12 protein-coding genes are annotated in these 18,356 nt (G+C 70.4%); 7 read left to right on the top strand and 5 right to left on the bottom strand.

Annotation, left to right across the window (positions count from 1 at the left end):
• Positions 1-10: 10 nt before the first annotated feature.
• Positions 11-1,573: a cytochrome ubiquinol oxidase subunit I gene (locus tag B079_RS0125920; RefSeq protein WP_018548768.1), complete on the bottom strand. Its 1,563-nt coding sequence runs from the start codon at positions 1,571-1,573 to the stop codon at positions 11-13.
• Between the two features lie 718 nt (positions 1,574-2,291).
• Here B079_RS0125920 and B079_RS0125925 point away from each other — a divergent pair.
• Complete coding sequence (locus B079_RS0125925) at positions 2,292-4,598, top strand: FdhF/YdeP family oxidoreductase (RefSeq protein WP_018548769.1); 2,307 nt, start codon at positions 2,292-2,294, stop codon at positions 4,596-4,598.
• 582 nt (positions 4,599-5,180) lie between these two features.
• Positions 5,181-6,017 carry a formate dehydrogenase accessory sulfurtransferase FdhD gene (gene fdhD / locus B079_RS0125930; protein ID WP_026249087.1) on the top strand — a complete coding sequence of 279 codons (837 nt, stop codon included), beginning with the start codon at positions 5,181-5,183 and terminating at the stop codon, positions 6,015-6,017.
• A gap of 46 nt (positions 6,018-6,063) precedes the next feature.
• On the opposite strand, the gene B079_RS0125935 is transcribed toward fdhD, so the two are convergent.
• A complete protein-coding gene (locus tag B079_RS0125935; protein WP_018548771.1) occupies positions 6,064-6,987 on the bottom strand; it encodes a LysR family transcriptional regulator in 924 nt (307 codons plus the stop codon).
• Positions 6,988-7,249: 262 nt separating this feature from the next.
• On the opposite strand from B079_RS0125935, the gene B079_RS32790 reads away from it, so the two are divergent.
• The 3 genes from B079_RS32790 to B079_RS0125950 all read left to right on the top strand — a co-directional run bounded on the left by B079_RS32790 (position 7,250) and on the right by B079_RS0125950 (position 12,652).
• Positions 7,250-9,070, top strand: a complete 1,821-nt coding sequence (locus B079_RS32790; protein WP_078496089.1) for an FUSC family protein — start codon at positions 7,250-7,252, stop codon at positions 9,068-9,070.
• Between the two features lie 91 nt (positions 9,071-9,161).
• The gene (locus tag B079_RS0125945) at positions 9,162-10,124 is read left to right on the top strand and encodes a Dyp-type peroxidase (protein WP_018548773.1); all 963 of its coding nucleotides are present in this window, start codon (positions 9,162-9,164) and stop codon (positions 10,122-10,124) included.
• 221 nt (positions 10,125-10,345) lie between these two features.
• Positions 10,346-12,652 carry an FdhF/YdeP family oxidoreductase gene (locus B079_RS0125950; protein WP_018548774.1) on the top strand — a complete coding sequence of 769 codons (2,307 nt, stop codon included), beginning with the start codon at positions 10,346-10,348 and terminating at the stop codon, positions 12,650-12,652.
• 117 nt (positions 12,653-12,769) lie between these two features.
• On the opposite strand, the gene B079_RS32795 is transcribed toward B079_RS0125950, so the two are convergent.
• A complete protein-coding gene (locus tag B079_RS32795; protein ID WP_018548775.1) occupies positions 12,770-13,222 on the bottom strand; it encodes an Hsp20/alpha crystallin family protein in 453 nt (150 codons plus the stop codon).
• A gap of 272 nt (positions 13,223-13,494) precedes the next feature.
• On the opposite strand from B079_RS32795, the gene B079_RS0125960 reads away from it, so the two are divergent.
• Both B079_RS0125960 and B079_RS0125965 read left to right on the top strand, forming a co-directional pair.
• Positions 13,495-16,143 (top strand): ATP-dependent Clp protease ATP-binding subunit, encoded by a 2,649-nt coding sequence (locus B079_RS0125960; protein ID WP_018548776.1) that lies wholly within the window; start codon positions 13,495-13,497, stop codon positions 16,141-16,143.
• 87 nt (positions 16,144-16,230) lie between these two features.
• Positions 16,231-16,512 (top strand): hypothetical protein, encoded by a 282-nt coding sequence (locus B079_RS0125965; RefSeq protein ID WP_018548777.1) that lies wholly within the window; start codon positions 16,231-16,233, stop codon positions 16,510-16,512.
• A gap of 21 nt (positions 16,513-16,533) precedes the next feature.
• Here B079_RS0125965 and B079_RS0125970 read toward each other — a convergent pair whose 3' ends face one another.
• Both B079_RS0125970 and B079_RS0125975 read right to left on the bottom strand, forming a co-directional pair.
• Complete coding sequence (locus B079_RS0125970; RefSeq protein ID WP_018548778.1) at positions 16,534-17,751, bottom strand: M20/M25/M40 family metallo-hydrolase; 1,218 nt, start codon at positions 17,749-17,751, stop codon at positions 16,534-16,536.
• Positions 17,752-17,845: 94 nt separating this feature from the next.
• Positions 17,846-18,322 carry a GreA/GreB family elongation factor gene (locus tag B079_RS0125975; RefSeq protein ID WP_018548779.1) on the bottom strand — a complete coding sequence of 159 codons (477 nt, stop codon included), beginning with the start codon at positions 18,320-18,322 and terminating at the stop codon, positions 17,846-17,848.
• Positions 18,323-18,356 lie beyond the last annotated feature (34 nt).

Genomic DNA, 18,356 nt, shown 5'->3' on the forward strand with positions numbered 1-18,356 from the left:
GGACTTTCTCTCAGTAGGCGAAGGCCATGGGCTTGTCGGCGTCCTGGGGGGCGCCGTCGATCGACCCGCCGCCCAGCCTGATGTCCCGCAGCGGTGGCCGCTCGGCCGTGACGGGCCCCGCACCGGCGTACTTGACCAGCAGCTTCAACTCGACCACGGCCAGCGCGATGTAGAGCAGGCTGAAGCCGATGAGGGTGATGAGCTGCTCGGTGAGCGAGACGTTGGGCGAGACCGCGTCGACGGTGCGCAGCAGGCCGGTGACGGCCCAGGGCTGACGGCCCATCGCGGTGAAGATCCAGCCGAAGGCGTTGGCGATCACCGGGAAGGCGAGCGTCGCGATGGCGGCGCGCCAGGCCAGACCCGTCATGACGGGGCCCAGTTCACGCTTCCTGGTCAGCATCAGCCGCGGCACGTCGAAGGAGCCGGTGCGGAACTCGGGGTCCACCCAGAACCTGCGCCGGGTCAGCCAGAGTCCGGCCGCGCCGAGGGCGAAGGACGTCATACCGAAGATGATCATCGCCCGGAAGCCCCAGTACGTCATGGGGACGTTGGGCATGTACTGCGAGGGGCTGCCGCCGTACTTCGCGGCCTCGGCCTCGGCCGTGTCGTTGATGCCGGGGACCGCCGAGTGGAAGTCCTTGTGCGCGAGGAAGGACAGCAGGCCCGGGACCTCGACGCTGACGCTGTTGCGGTGGCCCGCCACGTCCGGCACGGAGAGCACGGAGAACGGGGCCGGGGACTCCTTGTCCCACAGCGCCTCGGCGGAGGCCATCTTCATCGGCTGCTGCTCGAACATGACCTCGCCGAGCTTGTCACCGGTGATCGCGGTGCCCAGACCGAAGATGACGGCGAGCGTCAGGCCGAGCCGCAGCGAGGTGCGCATGGCCGCGACCTTCTTGAGGTCGTTGGGCCGGCCGCGGCGCTGGCGGCGGGCCGCCTTCCACAGGTGGATGGCGGAGATGCCCATGACGAAGGCGGCGCCGGTCAGGAACGCGGCGGTCAGGGTGTGCGCGACGACGACGAGGTTCAGCTTCTGGAAGAGCACCGCGCCGATGTCGGTCAGATGCGCCTTGCCGGCCGCCTTGTCGAGGCTGAAGCCGACCGGGTTCTGCATGAAGGAGTTGGCGGCGAGGATGAAGTACGTCGACAGGATCGTGCCGATCGAGACCATCCAGATGCACGCGCAGTGGATCTTCTTGGGCAGCTTGTCCCAGCCGAAGATCCAGAGCCCGATGAAGGTGGACTCGAAGAAGAACGCCAGCAGCGCTTCCAGGGCGAGCGGCGCGCCGAAGACGTCACCGACGAAGCGGGAGTAGGCGGACCAGTTCATGCCGAACTGGAACTCCTGCACCAGCCCGGTGACGACGCCCATGGCTATGTTGATCAGGAAGAGCTTGCCCCAGAACTTGGTGGCGTGGAAGTACTTGGTCTTCCCGGTGCGCACATACGCCGTCTCCAGTCCCGCCGTGATCGCCACCAGGCTGATGGTGAGGGGCACGAACAGGTAGTGGTAGACGGTGGTCATCCCGAACTGCCATCGCGCGATGGTGTCCGGGGCCAATGCCAGGTCCACGGCAGGTCTCTCCTCAACTCCCCGGTGTGGCTCGCGAAGCCGGGCCGGACCACCGGTGGAGGGTGAATGTGAATGTTTTGGTTATGTCGCCCATGTCTCCCGAAGCGGACATAGGGCGTGTCTTCTCGGGTGGGTGCCGGGCCGGTGTCGATTTCCGTCCGGGGCGGCAATTCTTCGATTACTGCTCGCCCGTCAGCGTCGGCCAATTTCCGGGACAAGTCAAAGAGGGGCGATTGATCGGATGATCGGCGGCGCTTATCTCTGTCCCGGAAAGCTGGTCGGGGGTGGCCGTCGGTGCCACGTTTCACCTGGTCACAGGCGCGGGCGGCCGTTCGAGGCGATCGAGTGCGGTCCCCTCGGAAAGGTGGACGTGTGTAGAGTAGCGGCTCGTATGAATCGTCGTTCACCGGGGGTGAGGAGACGATAAGCGGCGCCTATTAGGTGATCGAAATGGCCTCTTTGACTTCCCCCGGTAAATGGCAGAAACTGGCTTTGCAGCGGGATTCGGATAACGCGAATCGCGGACAGGGCACGGGGGAGGCGCCGGAGGCTTTCCCCTCCGGGCCGATCGTCCGCCGCAGCGGCCGCCCGCCCGGACCCGAGGGGACCTCACACCACGCTCCCGGGACCGAGCCGGCCTCCGCACGGCGGCGCGTCATCTCCCCGCCGACCGGAACCCGCCTGTACAGGCGTATGTGAGAAAGAGGCAGAGCACACCATGAGCAGCAGCATCGAGGACCCGATCGACGACCTTTCGGTCACGCCTCCCAAGAAGTGGGCCACCGGTGTTCCCGCCGTGACGCACGCGCTCGAGTACTCCCTGAGCCAGACGTCCCCGCGGCGCACCATGCTGACGCTGCTGAACATCAACCAGATCGACGGCATCGACTGCCCGGGCTGTGCCTGGCCCGAGGACAAGAAGCGCCACTTCAACGAGTACTGCGAGAACGGCGCCAAGCACATCAACGACGAGGCCACCTCGCGCCGCGTCACCCGTGACTTCTTCAAGCAGTACTCGATCGCCGAGCTGGACTCGAAGTCGGACTACTGGCTGAACCAGCAGGGCCGCCTCACCGAGCCCATGATCAAGCGCCCGGGCGCCACCCACTACGAGCCGGTCAGCTGGGACGAGGCCCTTTCCCTGCTCGCCCGCGAACTGCGCGCACTGGCCTCCCCCGACGAGGCGATGTTCTACGTCTCGGGCCGCCTGAACAACGAGGCCGCCTTCCTCCTCCAGCTCTTCGCCCGCGCCTACGGCACCAACAACCTGCCGGACTGCTCCAACATGTGCCACGAGTCCACCGGTTGGGGACTTGGCCAGTCGCTGGGCATCGGCAAGGGCAGCGTCTCCCTTGACGACATCCACCACTCGGACCTGATCTTCCTGGTCGGCCAGAACCCGGGCACCAACCACCCGCGCATGCTCGCCGCGCTGGAGGAGACCAAGCGCAACGGCGGCTCCGTCGTCGCCGTCAACACGCTGCCCGAGGCCGGTCTGATCCGCTTCAAGCACCCGCAGAAGGCCCGCGGCGTCATCGGCAACGGCACCGCGATCGCCGACCAGTTCGTGCACATCCGCGCCGGTGGCGACATGGCCCTCTTCCAGGGCCTCAACAAGCTCCTGCTCGACGCCGAGGACGCCGCGCCCGGCACCGTGCTCGACCACGCCTGGATCAAGAAGAACTCCATCAACTTCCAGGAGTTCGCCGAGCACGTCCGCAAGATCTCCTGGGACGACATCCTCACCGCGACCGGCCTGACCATGGCCGAGATCGAGGAGATCCACCGCCGCGTCATGAAGAGCAAGAGCGCCATCGTCTGCTGGGCGATGGGCGTGACGCAGCAGAAGCACGGCGTGGCCACGATCCGCGAGATCACCAACTTCCTGATGCTGCGCGGCAACATCGGCAAGCCGGGCGCGGGCGTCTGCCCCGTCCGCGGCCACTCCAACGTGCAGGGCGACCGCACCATGGGCGTCTGGGAGCAGATGTCCGACGAGTTCCTGGACGCGCTCGGCCGCGAGTTCCGCTTCGAGCCGCCCCGCCACCACGGCTACGACGCCGTGCAGGGCATCAAGGCGATGTACGAGGGCAAGGCCAAGGTCTTCCTCGGCGTGGCCGGCAATTTCGTCCGGGCGACCCCCGACAGCGAGTACACCGAGCAGGCGATGCGCACCTGCCGCCTGACCGCGCACATCTCGACCAAGCTCAACCGCTCCCACACCGTCTGCGGCGAGTACGCGCTGATCCTGCCCACCCTGGGCCGCAGCGACCGCGACTACCAGAACGGCGTCGAGCAGTGGATCACCGTCGAGGACTCGATGAGCGACGTCCACCGCTCGCACGGCAAGCTGCCCCCGGCCTCCAAGCACCTGCTCAGCGAGGTCTCGATCATCGCCCGCCTCGCCCGCAAGACCCTCGGTGACCAGCCGGACATCGCGTGGGAGGAGATGGAGGCGAACAACGACACCATCCGCGACCACATCTCCCGCGTCGTCCCCGGCTTCGAGAACTTCAACGAGCGGGTCCGCCAGCCCGGCGGCTTCAACCTGGGCAGCCCGGTCAACCGCGACGTGTTCCCGACCCCGAGCGGCAAGGCCGTCTTCTGGTCCAACGACTTCTACGCGCCGCACGTCCCCGACGGCCACCTGCTGCTGCAGACCACGCGCTCGCACGACCAGTGGAACACCATCTGGTACGCGCCCAACGACCGCTACCGGGGCATCCACAACGCCCGCCGCGTCGTGATGGTCAACCCCGCCGACCTCAAGGAGCTGGGCTTCGAGGACGGCGACATGGTCGACCTGGTCAGCATCTGGCACGACAAGGAGCGCCGCGCGGAGAACTTCAAGGTCGTCTCCTACCCGGCCAGCCGTGGCTCCGCCGCGGCCTACTACCCGGAGACGAACGTCCTCGTGCCGCTCGACAGCACCGCGGACATCAGCAACTGCCCCACCTCCAAGGGCGTCGTGATCCGCCTCGAACCCGCCCGCGTCCCCGCGGGTGCCACCAGCGCCGCCGGCTGAGCCGACGCGCGCCCCCTCCGCCACCGACGGTCCGGTGGCGGAGGAGTGCCACGGATGGCCCGGAACCCGCAGCCCCGGCGGGCCCGGGCCATCCGTGGATGTCCCCGGACCACGCACGTCCTCCGGGACACCCCGCCCGACCTCCGGGGCACCCCGCCTGACGACGAGTCATTCCCTTGAGCCCTGATCCCTCCCGCGCCCGGCTCCGGCGACCGCACCCCCGCCGCCCCGGCACCGGCCGCCCGGCAGGCCGCCCCGCCGGACCCGTACGCCCCCGGCCTCGACCGCCCCGCTGAGCCGTGCCCCACGCCCCACGCGGGGCACACGCGCACCCCGACCACCCACCCGTCGCGCCACGGCTCGTGCCGTCGGCCGTCTCCCCGTACCGCGGTGTCACCTACAGTGGATTTCTCAGAGCCCCGCTGTCTGCCGTCACCGCAGGAACCGCCCCCTGACCACCGGGGACGCACGGACCCCGTCGCCCGGCGCGTCCCTCCCCACCGGCGGCCCGCCCCGGCCGCCCAGCGAACCAGCTCACCGGCGCGAGACCCCCGCCGCCGGGCCTAGGAGAGGAACAAGACCATGGGACGAGTGACCGTGCGGCGTCGAGTGCTCCGCATCCGCGACGGCGCGTCCACGCACCGCCCGGACACCCTCGCCGCTGAGGAGCCGATGGAGATCCGGGTCGGCGGACGCCCGCTCACCGTGACCATGCGCACCCCCGGCGACGACTTCGACCTCGCCGCCGGATTCCTGGTCAGCGAGGGTGTCGCGCACAAGGAGACCGACGTCGCGGGCATCCGCTACTGCCTGGGCGCCACCGACGACGGCAGCAACACCTACAACGTGGTCGATGTCGTCCTCGGCCCCGGCGTGGAGGCCCCCGACGCCTCCCTGGAGCGGAACTTCTACACCACGTCCTCCTGCGGACTGTGCGGCAAGGCCAGCCTGGACGCCGTACGCACCGTCGCCGCCTGGTCCGTCGCCGACGACGAGCTGCGCATGAGCCCCGAGACGCTGGCGCCCCTGCCCGAGAAGCTGCGCGCCGCACAGAAGGTGTTCGACAGCACCGGCGGACTGCACGCGGCCGGGCTCTTCTCCTCCGACGGCGAGCTGCTGTGCCTGCGCGAGGACGTGGGCCGCCACAACGCCGTCGACAAGGTCGTCGGGCACGCCCTGCGCTCCGGGATGCTCCCGCTGCGCGGCTGTGTGCTGATGGTCAGCGGCCGGGCCTCGTTCGAGCTGGTGCAGAAGGCGGTCATGGCCGGCATCCCGATGCTCGCCGCCGTCTCCGCGCCGTCCTCGCTCGCCGCGGACCTCGCCGCCGAGAGCGGTGTGACCCTGGTCGGCTTCCTGCGCGGCGACTCGATGAACGTCTACACCGGCGCCGAGCGCCTGGAGCCCCAGCCCGTCGCCTGACCCCGCGCCCCGGTACGGCGCCCCGAGAGGCGCCGTACCCGCCGCGTCAGACCGCGGTGCCGGGCAGCCGCTCCAGGGCGGCGGCGACGTCGGTGCTCCGGGCGACCTCCGTCAGGGCCCGCGCCATCACCGACCCCGGGGTCTGCGCCGTGGTCACCAGGCCGACCGGCACCGTCCAGTCCGGCTCCACCAGCGGCACCGCGCGCATCCCGTGCGGCACGCCGAACACATGGAGCCAGGCGTGCGGCACCACGCTGGCCCAGCGGCCCGTGCGCACATGCGAGAACAGCGCGGCCACCGAGTCGGTCTCGATGCGCGGCGAGGGGGTGGCACCGGCCTTGGCGAAGACGCCGTCCAGGATCTGGCGGCCTTGCATCGACTCGTTCAGCAGGCACAGCGGCAGCCGCGCCGCCTCGGCCCACGTCGCCGTCGCCTGATGGGCAAGCCCGTCGGCCGCCGTGAGCAGCAGGACATAACGCTCCTCGTAGAGCGGAAAGGCGTGGAAATGGCTCGAAAGCTCTTCCGGAAGATAAGTGATTCCGGCGTCGATCTCGAAATGCTGGAGCTGGCGGAGAATGTCCTCCGACTGCAGATCCGCTATCACTTCCACGGTCACCAGGGGATGCGCGGTGCAGAAAGGCCCCGTCAGCAGCGACACCGCGGCGGACGCGGTCGGCACCGAACCGATCCGCATCCGGCCGCTCAGACCGCTGCGCAGGGCACCGACCTCGTCGCGCAGGGCGTCGCGGTCGGCGAGGATGCGCTGCGCCCACACGACGATGCGCTCGCCCTCCGGCGTCAGGCCCTCGTACTTGCGCCCGCGCCTGACCAGCGGGACGTCAAGTTCGTCCTCCAGCTTGCGGATCGCCTCGGAGAGGGCGGGCTGGGAGACGGAACAGGCTTGGGCGGCACGGGCGAAATGGTGCTCCCGCGAGAGGGACACGAGGTACTCGAGTTGGCGAAACAGCACGCAATGGGTGTACCGGAATGCTCCGCGAAATGCCAATCGGCGCTCACGGGGCCGCGCGCCCCGGGCACCCGTCCGGACCGCTCCCGAGCCGGTCCCGCCGCCCGTGACCAGGCCCGACGGGCGGCCCGGCGGCCCGTACAAGATGTAGGGGAATTCACACGTCGCCGGACCGGGAACGCGTTTCTCGCCCGTCCGGAAATTCAGCGGCAGTATCGGACCAGCGCGATCTGACGGATCGCCGATTTGCTAGAGTTATTAAGACATGCGAAAGAATCGCGGTAACTCCTCTTCCCTGTTCGCCGGACTGACCCGTGTTCTCTCCCCACGGGGTTCGTTCGCCATGGCCAAGGTGAGCGGAGCGCTTCCTTTCGCACTGCGGGCCGCGCTCACCATGGCGCTGCCGACCCTGCCGCTGGTGCTCCTCGGCCACCCGCAGCTCGCCTTCTTCCCGGCCCTCGGCGCGTTCACCATCACCTTCGAGCGCAGCCTGCCGATGAGCCGCCGCCGCAGACTCTGGATGCTCGCGCTGGTCGGCGCCGTCATGACCGTCGCCGTCGGACTCGGCTCCCTCCTCGCCGTCTGGGCCGGACCCTCGGGCCCCTGGTTCCAGGGCGTGGCCGCCGTCGCCGGGATGGCGGCGGTCGCCGGACTCGCCAAGTTCGGCTGCGACTACGCCGGGCTGCGCGGCCTCGGCGCCGTCCTGATCCTGCTCTCCTTCGCGGTCACCGCCGAGGGCACCCCCACCCTCGCCGACGTCCTTCCGCACACCGCGCTGGCCGCGCTCGGCGCCGCCGTCGCCTGGCTGGTCTGCCTGCCGAACTCGCTCCAGCCCCAGCGGCTGCAGCGCCTGGCCCTCGCCGACGCGCTGAACGCCTTCGCCCGCGCCCTGGACGCCGCAGGCCCCGCCGAGACCGCCAAGGCCCGCCACCAGGCCGTCGCGGCGGCCCTGCGCGCCTACCACGCGCTCAACGAGTCCGGCGGCGGCGAGCCCGACCAGTCCGCCAGGCCCGTGTACTCGGCCGACTTCGTCTGGTCGCTGCTGACCGACGACACCCGGCACTCCACCGAGGACGCCGAGGTCGCCCGCCAGCTGCGCGAACAGGCCCGCGTCCTGGCCGACCGCCGCTGGCACACCCTGCTGCCGCTGCCCGAGGAACTGCTCGACGGCTCGCCCCACGCCCGCAGCGGCGACGCCGTCACGCCTGCCGAGGGCGCGGCAGCCACCCTGCCGCCCATCCCCCCGAGAACGGACGCGCCACGACCGCTCGACCGGCGCACCCGCGTCGAGACCAAACGCGGCGGCCCCGGGCGCCGCCGGGCCGCCGCCCTGCTGCCGACCGCCGTCCGCACCGCCGTCGGCACCGCCGTGGCGGGCGGCCTCGCCCTGTTCCTCGGCGTCGGCCACAGCTACTGGGCCGCCATCTCCGCCGCCGCGGTGCTGCACTCGGTCAACGTCTGGAGCACCGTCCAGCGCTCCGTGCAGCGCACCCTCGGCACCGCGATCGGGCTGCTCATCACCAGCGCCGTCCTGGTCATGCACCCCAGTTCGCTCGCCATCATCTGCCTGATCATCGTCTTCGAGTTCCTGCTGGAGTACGTCGTCGCCCGCAACTACGGCCTCGGCGTCGTCTTCCTGACCCCGCTCGCGCTGCTGCTGAGCGAACTGCTCTCGCCCGTCTCCGCCGAGCGGCTGCTGCACGACCGGGTCGTCGGAAGCGTCATCGGCATCAGCGTCGGCCTGGTCTGCGCCCTGCTCCTGGTCCACGGCCGCGCCGCCGAGCGCCTGCGCGACGCGCTCGCCGCCTCCGTGTACGCCGCCGACCGCGCCCAGCGTGCCCTGTCCGGCACCCCGGGCCAGCGCCGCTTCGCCCAGGTCCAGCTGGCCGCCGCCTCGGTCGAGCTGTACGAGGCGAAGGAGGCCGCACGCGGTGAACTGCGGCCCACCCGGGTCGACCCGGCCGCCGTCCTCGCCGCCCAGCGACGCGCCTACGACCTGCTGGGCCGCCTCAGCCACTCGATGCTCCGGAGCGAGCGCCGCGGACGCACCGCGCGCCCCGTCCGCCCCACCCACCCGGACACCTGACCGGGGGCCGCTGCGGGCGGAACGTGTCCCCAACCACCCGGCTGCGTCTATGTTCGTGCTGCGTACAAGCGATGAGAAGGCAGGTTTTTCCGTGATCGAGACGCAGCCGATAGTCGTCCCGCCGGCCAGGGCGGCCGTGTTTCTCGTGGCCACCGTGGACCCGGGCGGAGAGGAACAGGTCCGGGAACTGCTCGGAGACGTGGCCTCCATACGGCGTTCCACCGCCTACCGCGTGCCCGACGCGGAGCTGAGCTGCGTCGTCGGCATCGGCTCGGACGTATGGGACCGCTTGTTCAGCGGGCCGCGCCCGGCCGCACTGCACCCGTTCGTCGAGCTGAAAGGGGAGCGCCACCACGCGCCCTCCACCCCCGGCGACCTGCTCTTCCATGTGCGCGGACGCCGCATGGACGTGGTGTTCGAGCTGGCCCGGCAGTTCGGGGAACGCCTCAAGGGCGCGGCCACGATCGTGGACGAGGTGCACGGCTTCAAGTTCTTCGACGACCGCGACCTCCTCGGCTTCGTCGACGGCAGCGCCAACCCGGAGGGGCAGCTCGCCGCCGAATCGGTCCACATCGGCGACGAGGACCCGGAGTTCACCGGCGGCAGCTATGTCATCGTGCAGAAGTACCTGCACGACATGGACGCCTGGCAGGGCACCTCGCTGGAGCAGCAGGAGGCGACCATCGGCCGCTCCAAGCTGGAGAACATCGAGTTCCCTGACGACGTGAAGGCACCCGACTCGCACGTCGTGGTGAACACCATCACCGGACCGGACGGCCGCGAACTGAAGATCGTGCGCGAGAACATGCCGTTCGGACACATCGGCGACCGCGAGTACGGCACGTACTTCATCGGGTACGCCCGCACCCCCGAGGTCACCGAGCGGATGCTGCGGAACATGTTCCTGGGCCGCGAACCGGGCCTGCACGACCGGATCCTGAACTACTCGACGGCCGTCACCGGCACCCTCTTCCACGTGCCCACGGCGGACTTCCTCGCGGACCCGCCGCCCGCGCCCAAGCCGAAGGACGGCGCGCACACCTCCGCGCCGTAACCCAAGGGGCCCCGCGCACCGCCGAGTCGGAGCGGCGGTGTGCGCCCGGCCCGCGCCTGACGATCCCAACAGCCCTTCTTTGCCAAGGCTTTCCCGCCAGCGCTGTCCCATCTCCCTTGCGGGGTCCGGCGATCCGGGTTCCCCCGCGAAACCGTGACCTAGGCTGGGCACACTCGCGCCCCGCACGCGCTGCGAGTTGACCCGGAGCACAGGGAGTTGCCATGACCCAAGACACGTCGGGACGGACCGCAAGCGACGAAGAGACGCGCTCTCCGGAGTTCCACCCCTACCACCACCCGGCGGCAGGCTGGGGTGCCGCGAAGAGCGTGTCGCGCTTCGTGATACGCGAGGGCGAGTTCGTCGACGGCCCCCGGGCCATACGCAAGATGAACCACGAGGACAAGGGCTTCGACTGCCCCGGCTGCGCCTGGCCGGACGACCTCAAGGGCCTCAAGCTCGACATCTGCGAGAACGGCATCAAGCACGTCACCTGGGAGATGACCCGCAAGCGGGTGGACCCCGGCTTCTTCGCCGCGCACACCGTCTCCGAGCTGGCCACATGGAGCGACGCCGCCCTGGAGGACCAGGGCCGCCTGACGCACCCGATGCGCTACGACGCGGACACCGACACCTACGTCCCCGTCTCCTGGCAGGAAGCATTCGACCTCGTCGGCCGCACCCTGCGCGGCCTCGACAACCCGAACCAGGCCGCGTACTACACCTCCGGACGGCTCGGCAACGAAGCCACCTTCCTCTACCAGCTGATGGCCCGTGAGCTGGGCACCAACAACCTGCCCGACTGCTCCAACATGTGCCACGAGGCCAGTGGCCGCGCCCTGCAGGCCGCCCTCGGCACCGGCAAGGGCACCGCCGACCTCAAGGACTGGGAGGTCACCGACGCCCTGTTCATCCTCGGCGTCAACGCGGCCTCCAACGCGCCCCGGATGCTCACCTCGCTGGCCGAGGCGTACAAACGCGGCGCGCAGGTCGTGCACATCAACCCGCTCGTCGAGGCCGCCGCCCGGCGCACGATCATCCCGCACGACTTCGTGGACATGGCGCTGTTCAAGTCCACCCCCACCAGCACGCTCAACCTCCAGCCGCGCATCGGCGGCGACATGGCGCTGCTGCGCGGCATGGCCAAGGCGATCCTCGCCGAGTCGGAGACCGATCCCAAGGCGCTGGACCGCGAGTTCATCGAGCGGCACACCGTGGGCTTCGAGGCGTACCGGGCGCTCGTGGAGGCCACCACCTGGAAGGAGATCGAGGAGCAGAGCGGTCTCACCCAGGCCCAGGTCGAGCAGGCCGCGCGCGTCTACTGCGACGCCGACCGCTCCATCTTCAGCTGGTGCCTCGGCGTCACCCAGCACGAGCACGGCGTGGACACCGTCCGCGAGATCGTCAACGTCCTGCTGCTGCGCGGCAACCTCGGCCGCGAGGGCGCGGGCCCCTCGCCGGTGCGCGGCCACAGCAACGTCCAGGGCAACCGCACCTGCGGCATCGACCACCGGCCCTCCAAGGACTTCCTGGACCGCCTCGCCACCGCCTGCGGGATCGACCCGCCCCGCGAGCACGGCCTGGACACCGTCGGCACCATCGAGGCGATGCACACCGGCGACGTGAAGGTCTTCGTCGGCATGGGCGGCAACTTCGCCCTCGCCGCGCCCGACAGCGCCTACACCTTCGACGCGCTGCGCACCTGCGAGCTGACCGTCCAGGTCAGCACCAAGCTCAACCGCAGCCACCTGGTCCACGGCAAGCAGGCGCTCATCCTGCCCTGCCTCGGGCGCACCGAGAAGGACAGCCAGGCGGCCGGCGAGCAGTCGACCTCGGTCGAGGACGCGATGAGCATGGTCCACCTCTCGCGCGGCATGAAGCGCCCCGCCTCCGAGCACCTGCTCTCCGAGCCCGCGATCATCGCCGGGATGGCCCGGGCCGCGCTCCCCGACAGCGCCACCCCCTGGGAGTCGTACATCGAGGACTACGACCGCATCCGCGACACCATGGCGAAGGCGCTGGAGGGCTTCGAGGACTTCAACCGCCGCGTCCGCCTCCCGCTCGGCTTCCGCATCAAGCAGCCCGCCCGCGAGCTGGTCTTCCGCACCCCCTCCGAGCGCGCGGAGTTCTCGGCGGCCGAGCTGCCCGACGTGCTGCCCAAGCCCGGGATGCTCAAGCTGGGCACGATGCGCTCCCACGACCAGTGGAACACCACGATCTACTCGGACGACGACCGCTACCGGGGCATCAAGAACCTGCGCACGCTCATCTTCATGAACGAGGACGACATGAGCGAGCGCGGCCTCAAGCTCTTCGACGAGGTCGACATCACCAGCGTCGCCAAGGACGGCAGCACCCGCAGCGTGTACCGGTACAAGGCGGTGCCGTACGACATCCCGCAGGGGTGCGCGGCCGGGTACATGCCGGAGATGAACGTGCTGTGCGCCATCGGCGACTACAGCACACAGAGCGACCAGCCGCTGATGAAGAACGTCAACGTGCGGGTGGTCCCGGCCGGTTCGGCCCAGTAGACCCGAGGCGCGCGCGGCCGGTCCCCACGGCGGGACCGGCCGCGCCGTGTCGTGCCCGTGCTGCGGCCTTCAGCCGCGGTGGCCGCCAGCCGTGGTGTCCGTCAGCTACCGTGCCCGTCAGCCGCCGATCTCGATGTTCCGCCGGGTCTTCGCACCCGTCTTGGGCAGCAGCACCGTCAGCACGCCGTCGGAGAGGTCGGCCTGTACGCCCTCCACGTTCACGTCGCCGGGCACGCGCACGCCGTAGGAGAAGCTGCCCGCCCTGCGGCGCAGCGCGTTGGTGCCCTCCGTGTCGTCGAGCACGCCGTGGATGTGCAGCTCGCGGCCGTCCACCTCGACGCTGACCTGTTCGCGCGGGATGCCGGGGAGTTCGGCGCGCACCAGATAGGCGTCGCCCGCGTCCTCCTCCTCGACCAGTGGCATCCAGTGCCGTGCCGGGCTCTCCGGCTGCGCGGACTGCTCCACCAGGCGGCTGACCTCGCCCCACAGCTGCTGGAGTTCCACCACGGGATCGTGACCGGCCCACCAGGCCGACCTCGCGGTCTTGGCGACGTCCGCTCGTTCGTCCATGCCCTGTCTCCGATTCCTGTCCTCGGCCGTTGCGGTTTTCGAGTCTAGGCACAATTGCCGTTTCTCAGCGCGTCGTACCGCACGCGCACAAGCACCCGGCACGGCGTGTCCATAAGAGAGGAGAAAACATTCCGGGAACCCCGCGAAGAGGTCGGGACAAGCGGTGTGGAAAACCCCTCGGAGCCCTTGCGGGAGCACGCCCCGCTCCGGTTGCGGCGCACTGGACATCGCGGTTCAGTGAAGACCTGATCCGTCGCGCACCTGGAGCTGCCATGTCGATGTCGTTCGGCTCACCGTTCGGTTCGTCCGACCCATTCAGCGATCTGCTGAATCGGTTCTTCGGCATGTCGCCGGCGTCCTCGCCTCCAGCAGTCCAGCGCGTGCCCATCGGCCGGCTCCTGACCGAGTCCTCGCAGGAACTGCTCAACCTGGCGGCGCAGCGCGCGGAGGACGACGGCACCTCCGACCTCGACACCCAGCACCTGCTCTGGGCGGCCACCAAGGTGGAGCCCTCACGCAGGCTGCTCGCCCAGGCCGGGGTCAACCCCGACAAGCTCGCGCAGACGATCGCCGAGGTGCTGCCGAGCGAGTCCGGCACACCCTCCGCCGAACCGGGCCTGACCCCCGCCGCCAAGCGCACCCTCGCCGACGCCTTCGCCCAGTCCCAGGCGGCCGGTGTCTCCTACATCGGCCCCGAGCACATCCTCGCCGCCCTCCTGGACGACGCCGACTCCGGCGCCGGGCGCCTGCTGTCCGCCGAGGGCGTCGACGGCCGGAAGCTGGCGTCCCGCACCGAGCAGGCCGCGCGCCAGGACCAGGGCCGCTCCGGCGGCGGACCCACCAGCACGCTGGACGAGTTCGGCCGCGACCTCACCGAGGAGGCCAGGCAGGGCAAGCTCGACCCGGTGGTCGGACGCGCCGACGAGATCGAGCAGACGGTCGAGATCCTTTCCCGCCGCTCCAAGAACAACCCGGTCCTCATCGGCGAGCCCGGTGTCGGCAAGACCGCCATCGTGGAGGGTCTTGCCCAGCGCATCGTCATCGGGGACGTCCCCGAGACGCTGAAGGACAAGCGGGTCGTCGCCCTCGACATGTCGGGCCTGGTGGCCGGTGCGCAGTACCGGGGCCAGTTCGAGGAGCGCCTGAAGAAGGTCATCGAGGACGTCCAGGCGTCCGAGGGCGAGATCATCCTCTTCATCGACGAACTGCACACCGTCGTCGGCGCGGGCGCCACCGGCGAGGGCTCGATGGACGCGGGCAACATCCTCAAGCCCGCCCTCGCACGCGGCGAGCTGCACGTGGTGGGCGCGACCACCATCGACGAGTACCGCAGGTACGTCGAGAAGGACGCCGCCCTGGAGCGCCGCTTCCAGCCGGTCATGGTGCCCGAGCCGAGCGTCGCCGAGACGGTGCTGATCCTCGAAGGGCTGCGCGACGCCTACGAGGCCCACCACCAGGTCCGCTTCGAGAACTCCGCGCTGGAGGCCTGCGCCGGGCTGTCCGACCGGTACATCACCGACCGCTTCCTGCCCGACAAGGCCATCGACCTGATGGACCAGGCCGGTGCGCGGGTCCGGCTGCGCAGCGCGGCCCGCTCCACCGAGGTCGTCCGCCGCGAGGACAAGATCGCCAAGCTCCAGCGCGAGCTGGACGAGGCCGTCTCGGGCCAGAACTACGAGAAGGCCAACGACCTCAAGGGCAAGATCGCCGAGGTCGAGGCCGAACTCGCCGGGATCGAGGAGCGCCGCGAGGGCGTCGTCACCGTCACCCCGAACGACATCGCGGACATCGTCTCCCGCCGCACCGGCATCCCCGTCTCCCAGCTCACCGCCAGCGAGAAGGAGCGGCTGCTCAAGCTGGAGGAGGAGATGCACGCGCGGATCGTCGGCCAGGACGAGGCCGTCACCGCCGTCTCCCAGGCGGTGCGCCGCAACCGCGCGGGCATGGGCGACCCCAACCGCCCGGTCGGCTCGTTCCTCTTCCTCGGCCCCACCGGTGTCGGCAAGACCGAGCTGGCCAAGGCCCTCGCCGAGCTGCTGTTCGGCGACGAGGACCGCATGATCCGCTTCGACATGAGCGAGTTCCAGGAGAAGCACACCGTCGCCCGCCTGGTCGGCGCGCCTCCCGGCTACGTCGGCTACGAGGAGGCCGGACAGCTCACCGAGAAGGTCCGCCGCCAGCCGTACAGCGTGGTGCTCTTCGACGAGATCGAGAAGGCCCACCCGGATGTCTTCAGCACCCTGCTGCAGATCCTGGACGACGGCCGCCTGACCGACGGCCAGGGCCGCACCGTGGACTTCCGGCACACGGTCATCATCATGACGTCGAACATCGGCGCCCATCTGATCCTGGCGCACCAGGGCGACGTGTCCGAGATCAAGGACGACCTGCTGGAGGAGCTACGCGGCCGGTTCCTGCCGGAGTTCCTGAACCGGATCGACGACATCATCATCTTCCACAGCCTCTCCGAGACGGACCTCTCGCAGATCGTCGACCACCTGCTGGCGCAGACCCGCCGCCGGGTGGAGGCGCAGGGCCTGCACCTGGAGGTCACCGAGGCCGCCAAGAAGCTGCTGATCGCCCACGGCCACCAGCCGGAGTTCGGCGCCCGGCCGCTGCGCCGCACGATCCAGTCGGAGCTGGACAACCGCATCGCCGAGCTGCTGCTCAGCGGTGAGGCGGAGCCGGGCGACACGATCGTCGCCGACGTCCGGGACGACTCGATCCACTTCTCGGTGCGCAAGGAAGGCGCCGAGCACGAGGGCGACAAGGACGACAAGGGCAAGCACACCGGGAAGAAGACGGAGGCGAAGGGCGGCAAGGCGAAGAAGGACGCCGAACCGGCCGCCAAGAAGACCGCTTCCGGCGGGCGCAAGAAGGACCACAAGGACACCGAGCACGAGGAGTCGAAGAAGGACTGACCGCCCCGGGCCCGCCCCTCGCGCGGCGGGCCCGGCAGGCGCTGCCCGGGCGTGACCGGCGCCCGGGCTCTCATCGAGGGAGCACCGATGGCGCACCACCACAAGACGAACAAGGAAGTCGAGGGCAACCCCGACCGCGACCACGGGCGCGGGATGCCCCGCCGTCCCGACGAGGAGCGCCTCGAGGAGCGCACCCGCGAGGACGAGCGCGACGTGGGCCTGCCCGTCCGCGAGCCGGAGAGCCCCGAGCGCGTCTACGAGCAGGAGCGCACCGAGATCGACCGCCAGGTGGACCGGGGCGAGATCGAGACCGGCGACGTGACCCGCAAGGAACGCGACCCCTTCCCGCCGTCCGACTACGACGACTGAGCCGCACCCTTTCTCCGGCTCTCAGGCCGCCGCCCCGAGACACCTCGTCGCGGCGGCCGTGAGCGCGCGGACCCCGGTGGTGATCGTCGGCTCGATCAGGGCGGGCGCACAGAACAGGGCCGGTGCCCCGGCGCCGTCCGGCGACGCGTCCGGCATGACGAGCCCGCCGCCCAGCAGCCAGAAACAGGCAGGGGTGTCGGTGGCGGCCAGCACCTGGCCCATGGCGATGTTCTCCGCGCACCGCTCTGGCCGCACCACGTCCATGCCGCGCGCGGCGAACGCCCTGAGCGTCCGCGCGGTCACGAGGGGATCGTTCCCCATTCCCGGCAGGGAACGGACCTGCCGGATCTCCGGGGCCCGGTCCGTCCCGGCGGAAAGCGCCTCCAGATGAATGGCCCGTACGATCGCGCTCAATACCCGGGTGCGGACGCTCTCCTGGAATGTGCGCGCGTTTATCAGGATGTGCGCCCGGCCGCGCGCTCCGGAATCCCGGTCGGCCCCGGTGTACAGGGATTCGGGAAGTATCGCGAAAACGCCCGCGCCGACCTGGGCGATTTCCGGGTCCGGAATTCCGTCGGGAATGCCGCGCAGGCGCCGCGCGATGGCGGTGGCGAGCGCGGTGGGCGTGGAATCGGGGCCGGTTCCGTAGACGGTCGCGCTGAGGATGTCCGAGGCCGCGAAACGCTGGCCGGGACGGCAGCCGAGCGTGCCCGGCGGCAGCGCGGACAGCCGCTGGCCGAGGGCGGCGGCGGGCCGTCCGAAGCGTTCGTAGAGCCCGTCGCCGAGCAGCGCCTGGGCACCCCGGCCGGTCTCCGTCGCGGGCTGGAACAGACAGAGCAGTCGGCCGCGCCAGCGGGCCCGTCCCGCGGTGAGGGCGCGCATGGCGCCCAGCAGACACACCATGTGCATGTCGTGGCCGTGCGCGTGCATCACGCCGTCGTGGACCGAGGACCAGGGCAGGCCGGTGAGTTCGGTGATCTGCGGCGCGTCCAGACCCGCCGTCAGCAGGACCGTGGGCCCAGGCCCATTGGCGAGCGTCGCGACGACTCCGGTGCGGCCGACGCCGTCGGTGACCGCGTACCCCAGCCGGGAGCAGCGCTCCGCGATCTCGGCGGCGGTGCGGTGCTCCTCGAAGGCGGGTTCCGGACGGGCGTGCAGCGCGCGGTAGAGACGGGCGAGGGAGGACACCGCCTCGCCCGGACCGGGGCGGCCCCACCCGTCGTACGCGTGGCCTGCCAAGGCATCACTTCCCGGCTCTCCCCGAGAGATTCGGGCATTCAGGGAGAGTCTACGTGAAGCGTGTGACAGTGGGCGGGGCCCGCCCCGAGGGCCGTCAGCCCTGCTCGCCCGGCGTGCCGAGTGAGACCACGACCGCCGTCGCCTTGCCGTCCGGCGCGTCGTACGACACGGTGTCGCCCGCGCGGTGACCGAGCAGCGCCTGGCCCAGCGGGCTGTCGGACGTCACCAGGCTCTCGTCGCGCGAGTCGGCGATCTCGCCGATGTGCAGCGTCTGCGTCGTGTCGTCCGAGAACCGGATGGTCACGGTCGTCCCGACGCCCACCACGCCCTCGGGCGGCGGACCGGCCAGCTCCGACTGCTTCAGCCGTACGGTCACGTCCTCGATGCGGCCGTCGAGGCGGCGCAACTGGTCGGCGCGCTGCAACTCGTCGGCCTGGTCGGCGCGGTCGCCCACCTCCTCGGGGTCCTTCAGCGTCGAGGCCACCAGCGCGCGCTCCTCGCGCAGGTCGGCCAGCTCCTGTTCGAGCGCGTGACGTGCGTCGGCGCTGATGGGCTCGGGGTCACCGGTCATCCCTGCTCCTGAGGTGGTACTGGCCTACTGGCTG

Source organism: Streptomyces sp. LaPpAH-108, assembly GCF_000373625.1.
Taxonomy (GTDB): domain Bacteria; phylum Actinomycetota; class Actinomycetes; order Streptomycetales; family Streptomycetaceae; genus Streptomyces.

Bases quoted from the DNA above. Each gene is read 5' to 3' on its own strand.
- B079_RS0125925 (WP_018548769.1), top strand. From the start codon at position 2,292: ATGAGCAGCAGCATCGAGGACCCGATCGACGACCTTTCGGTCACGCCT.
- fdhD (WP_026249087.1), top strand. From the start codon at position 5,181: ATGGGACGAGTGACCGTGCGGCGTCGAGTGCTCCGCATCCGCGACGGC.
- B079_RS32790 (WP_078496089.1), top strand. From the start codon at position 7,250: ATGCGAAAGAATCGCGGTAACTCCTCTTCCCTGTTCGCCGGACTGACC.
- B079_RS0125950 (WP_018548774.1), top strand. From the start codon at position 10,346: ATGACCCAAGACACGTCGGGACGGACCGCAAGCGACGAAGAGACGCGC.
- B079_RS32795 (WP_018548775.1), bottom strand. From the start codon at position 13,222: ATGGACGAACGAGCGGACGTCGCCAAGACCGCGAGGTCGGCCTGGTGG.
- B079_RS0125960 (WP_018548776.1), top strand. From the start codon at position 13,495: ATGTCGATGTCGTTCGGCTCACCGTTCGGTTCGTCCGACCCATTCAGC.
- B079_RS0125965 (WP_018548777.1), top strand. From the start codon at position 16,231: ATGGCGCACCACCACAAGACGAACAAGGAAGTCGAGGGCAACCCCGAC.
- B079_RS0125975 (WP_018548779.1), bottom strand. From the start codon at position 18,322: ATGACCGGTGACCCCGAGCCCATCAGCGCCGACGCACGTCACGCGCTC.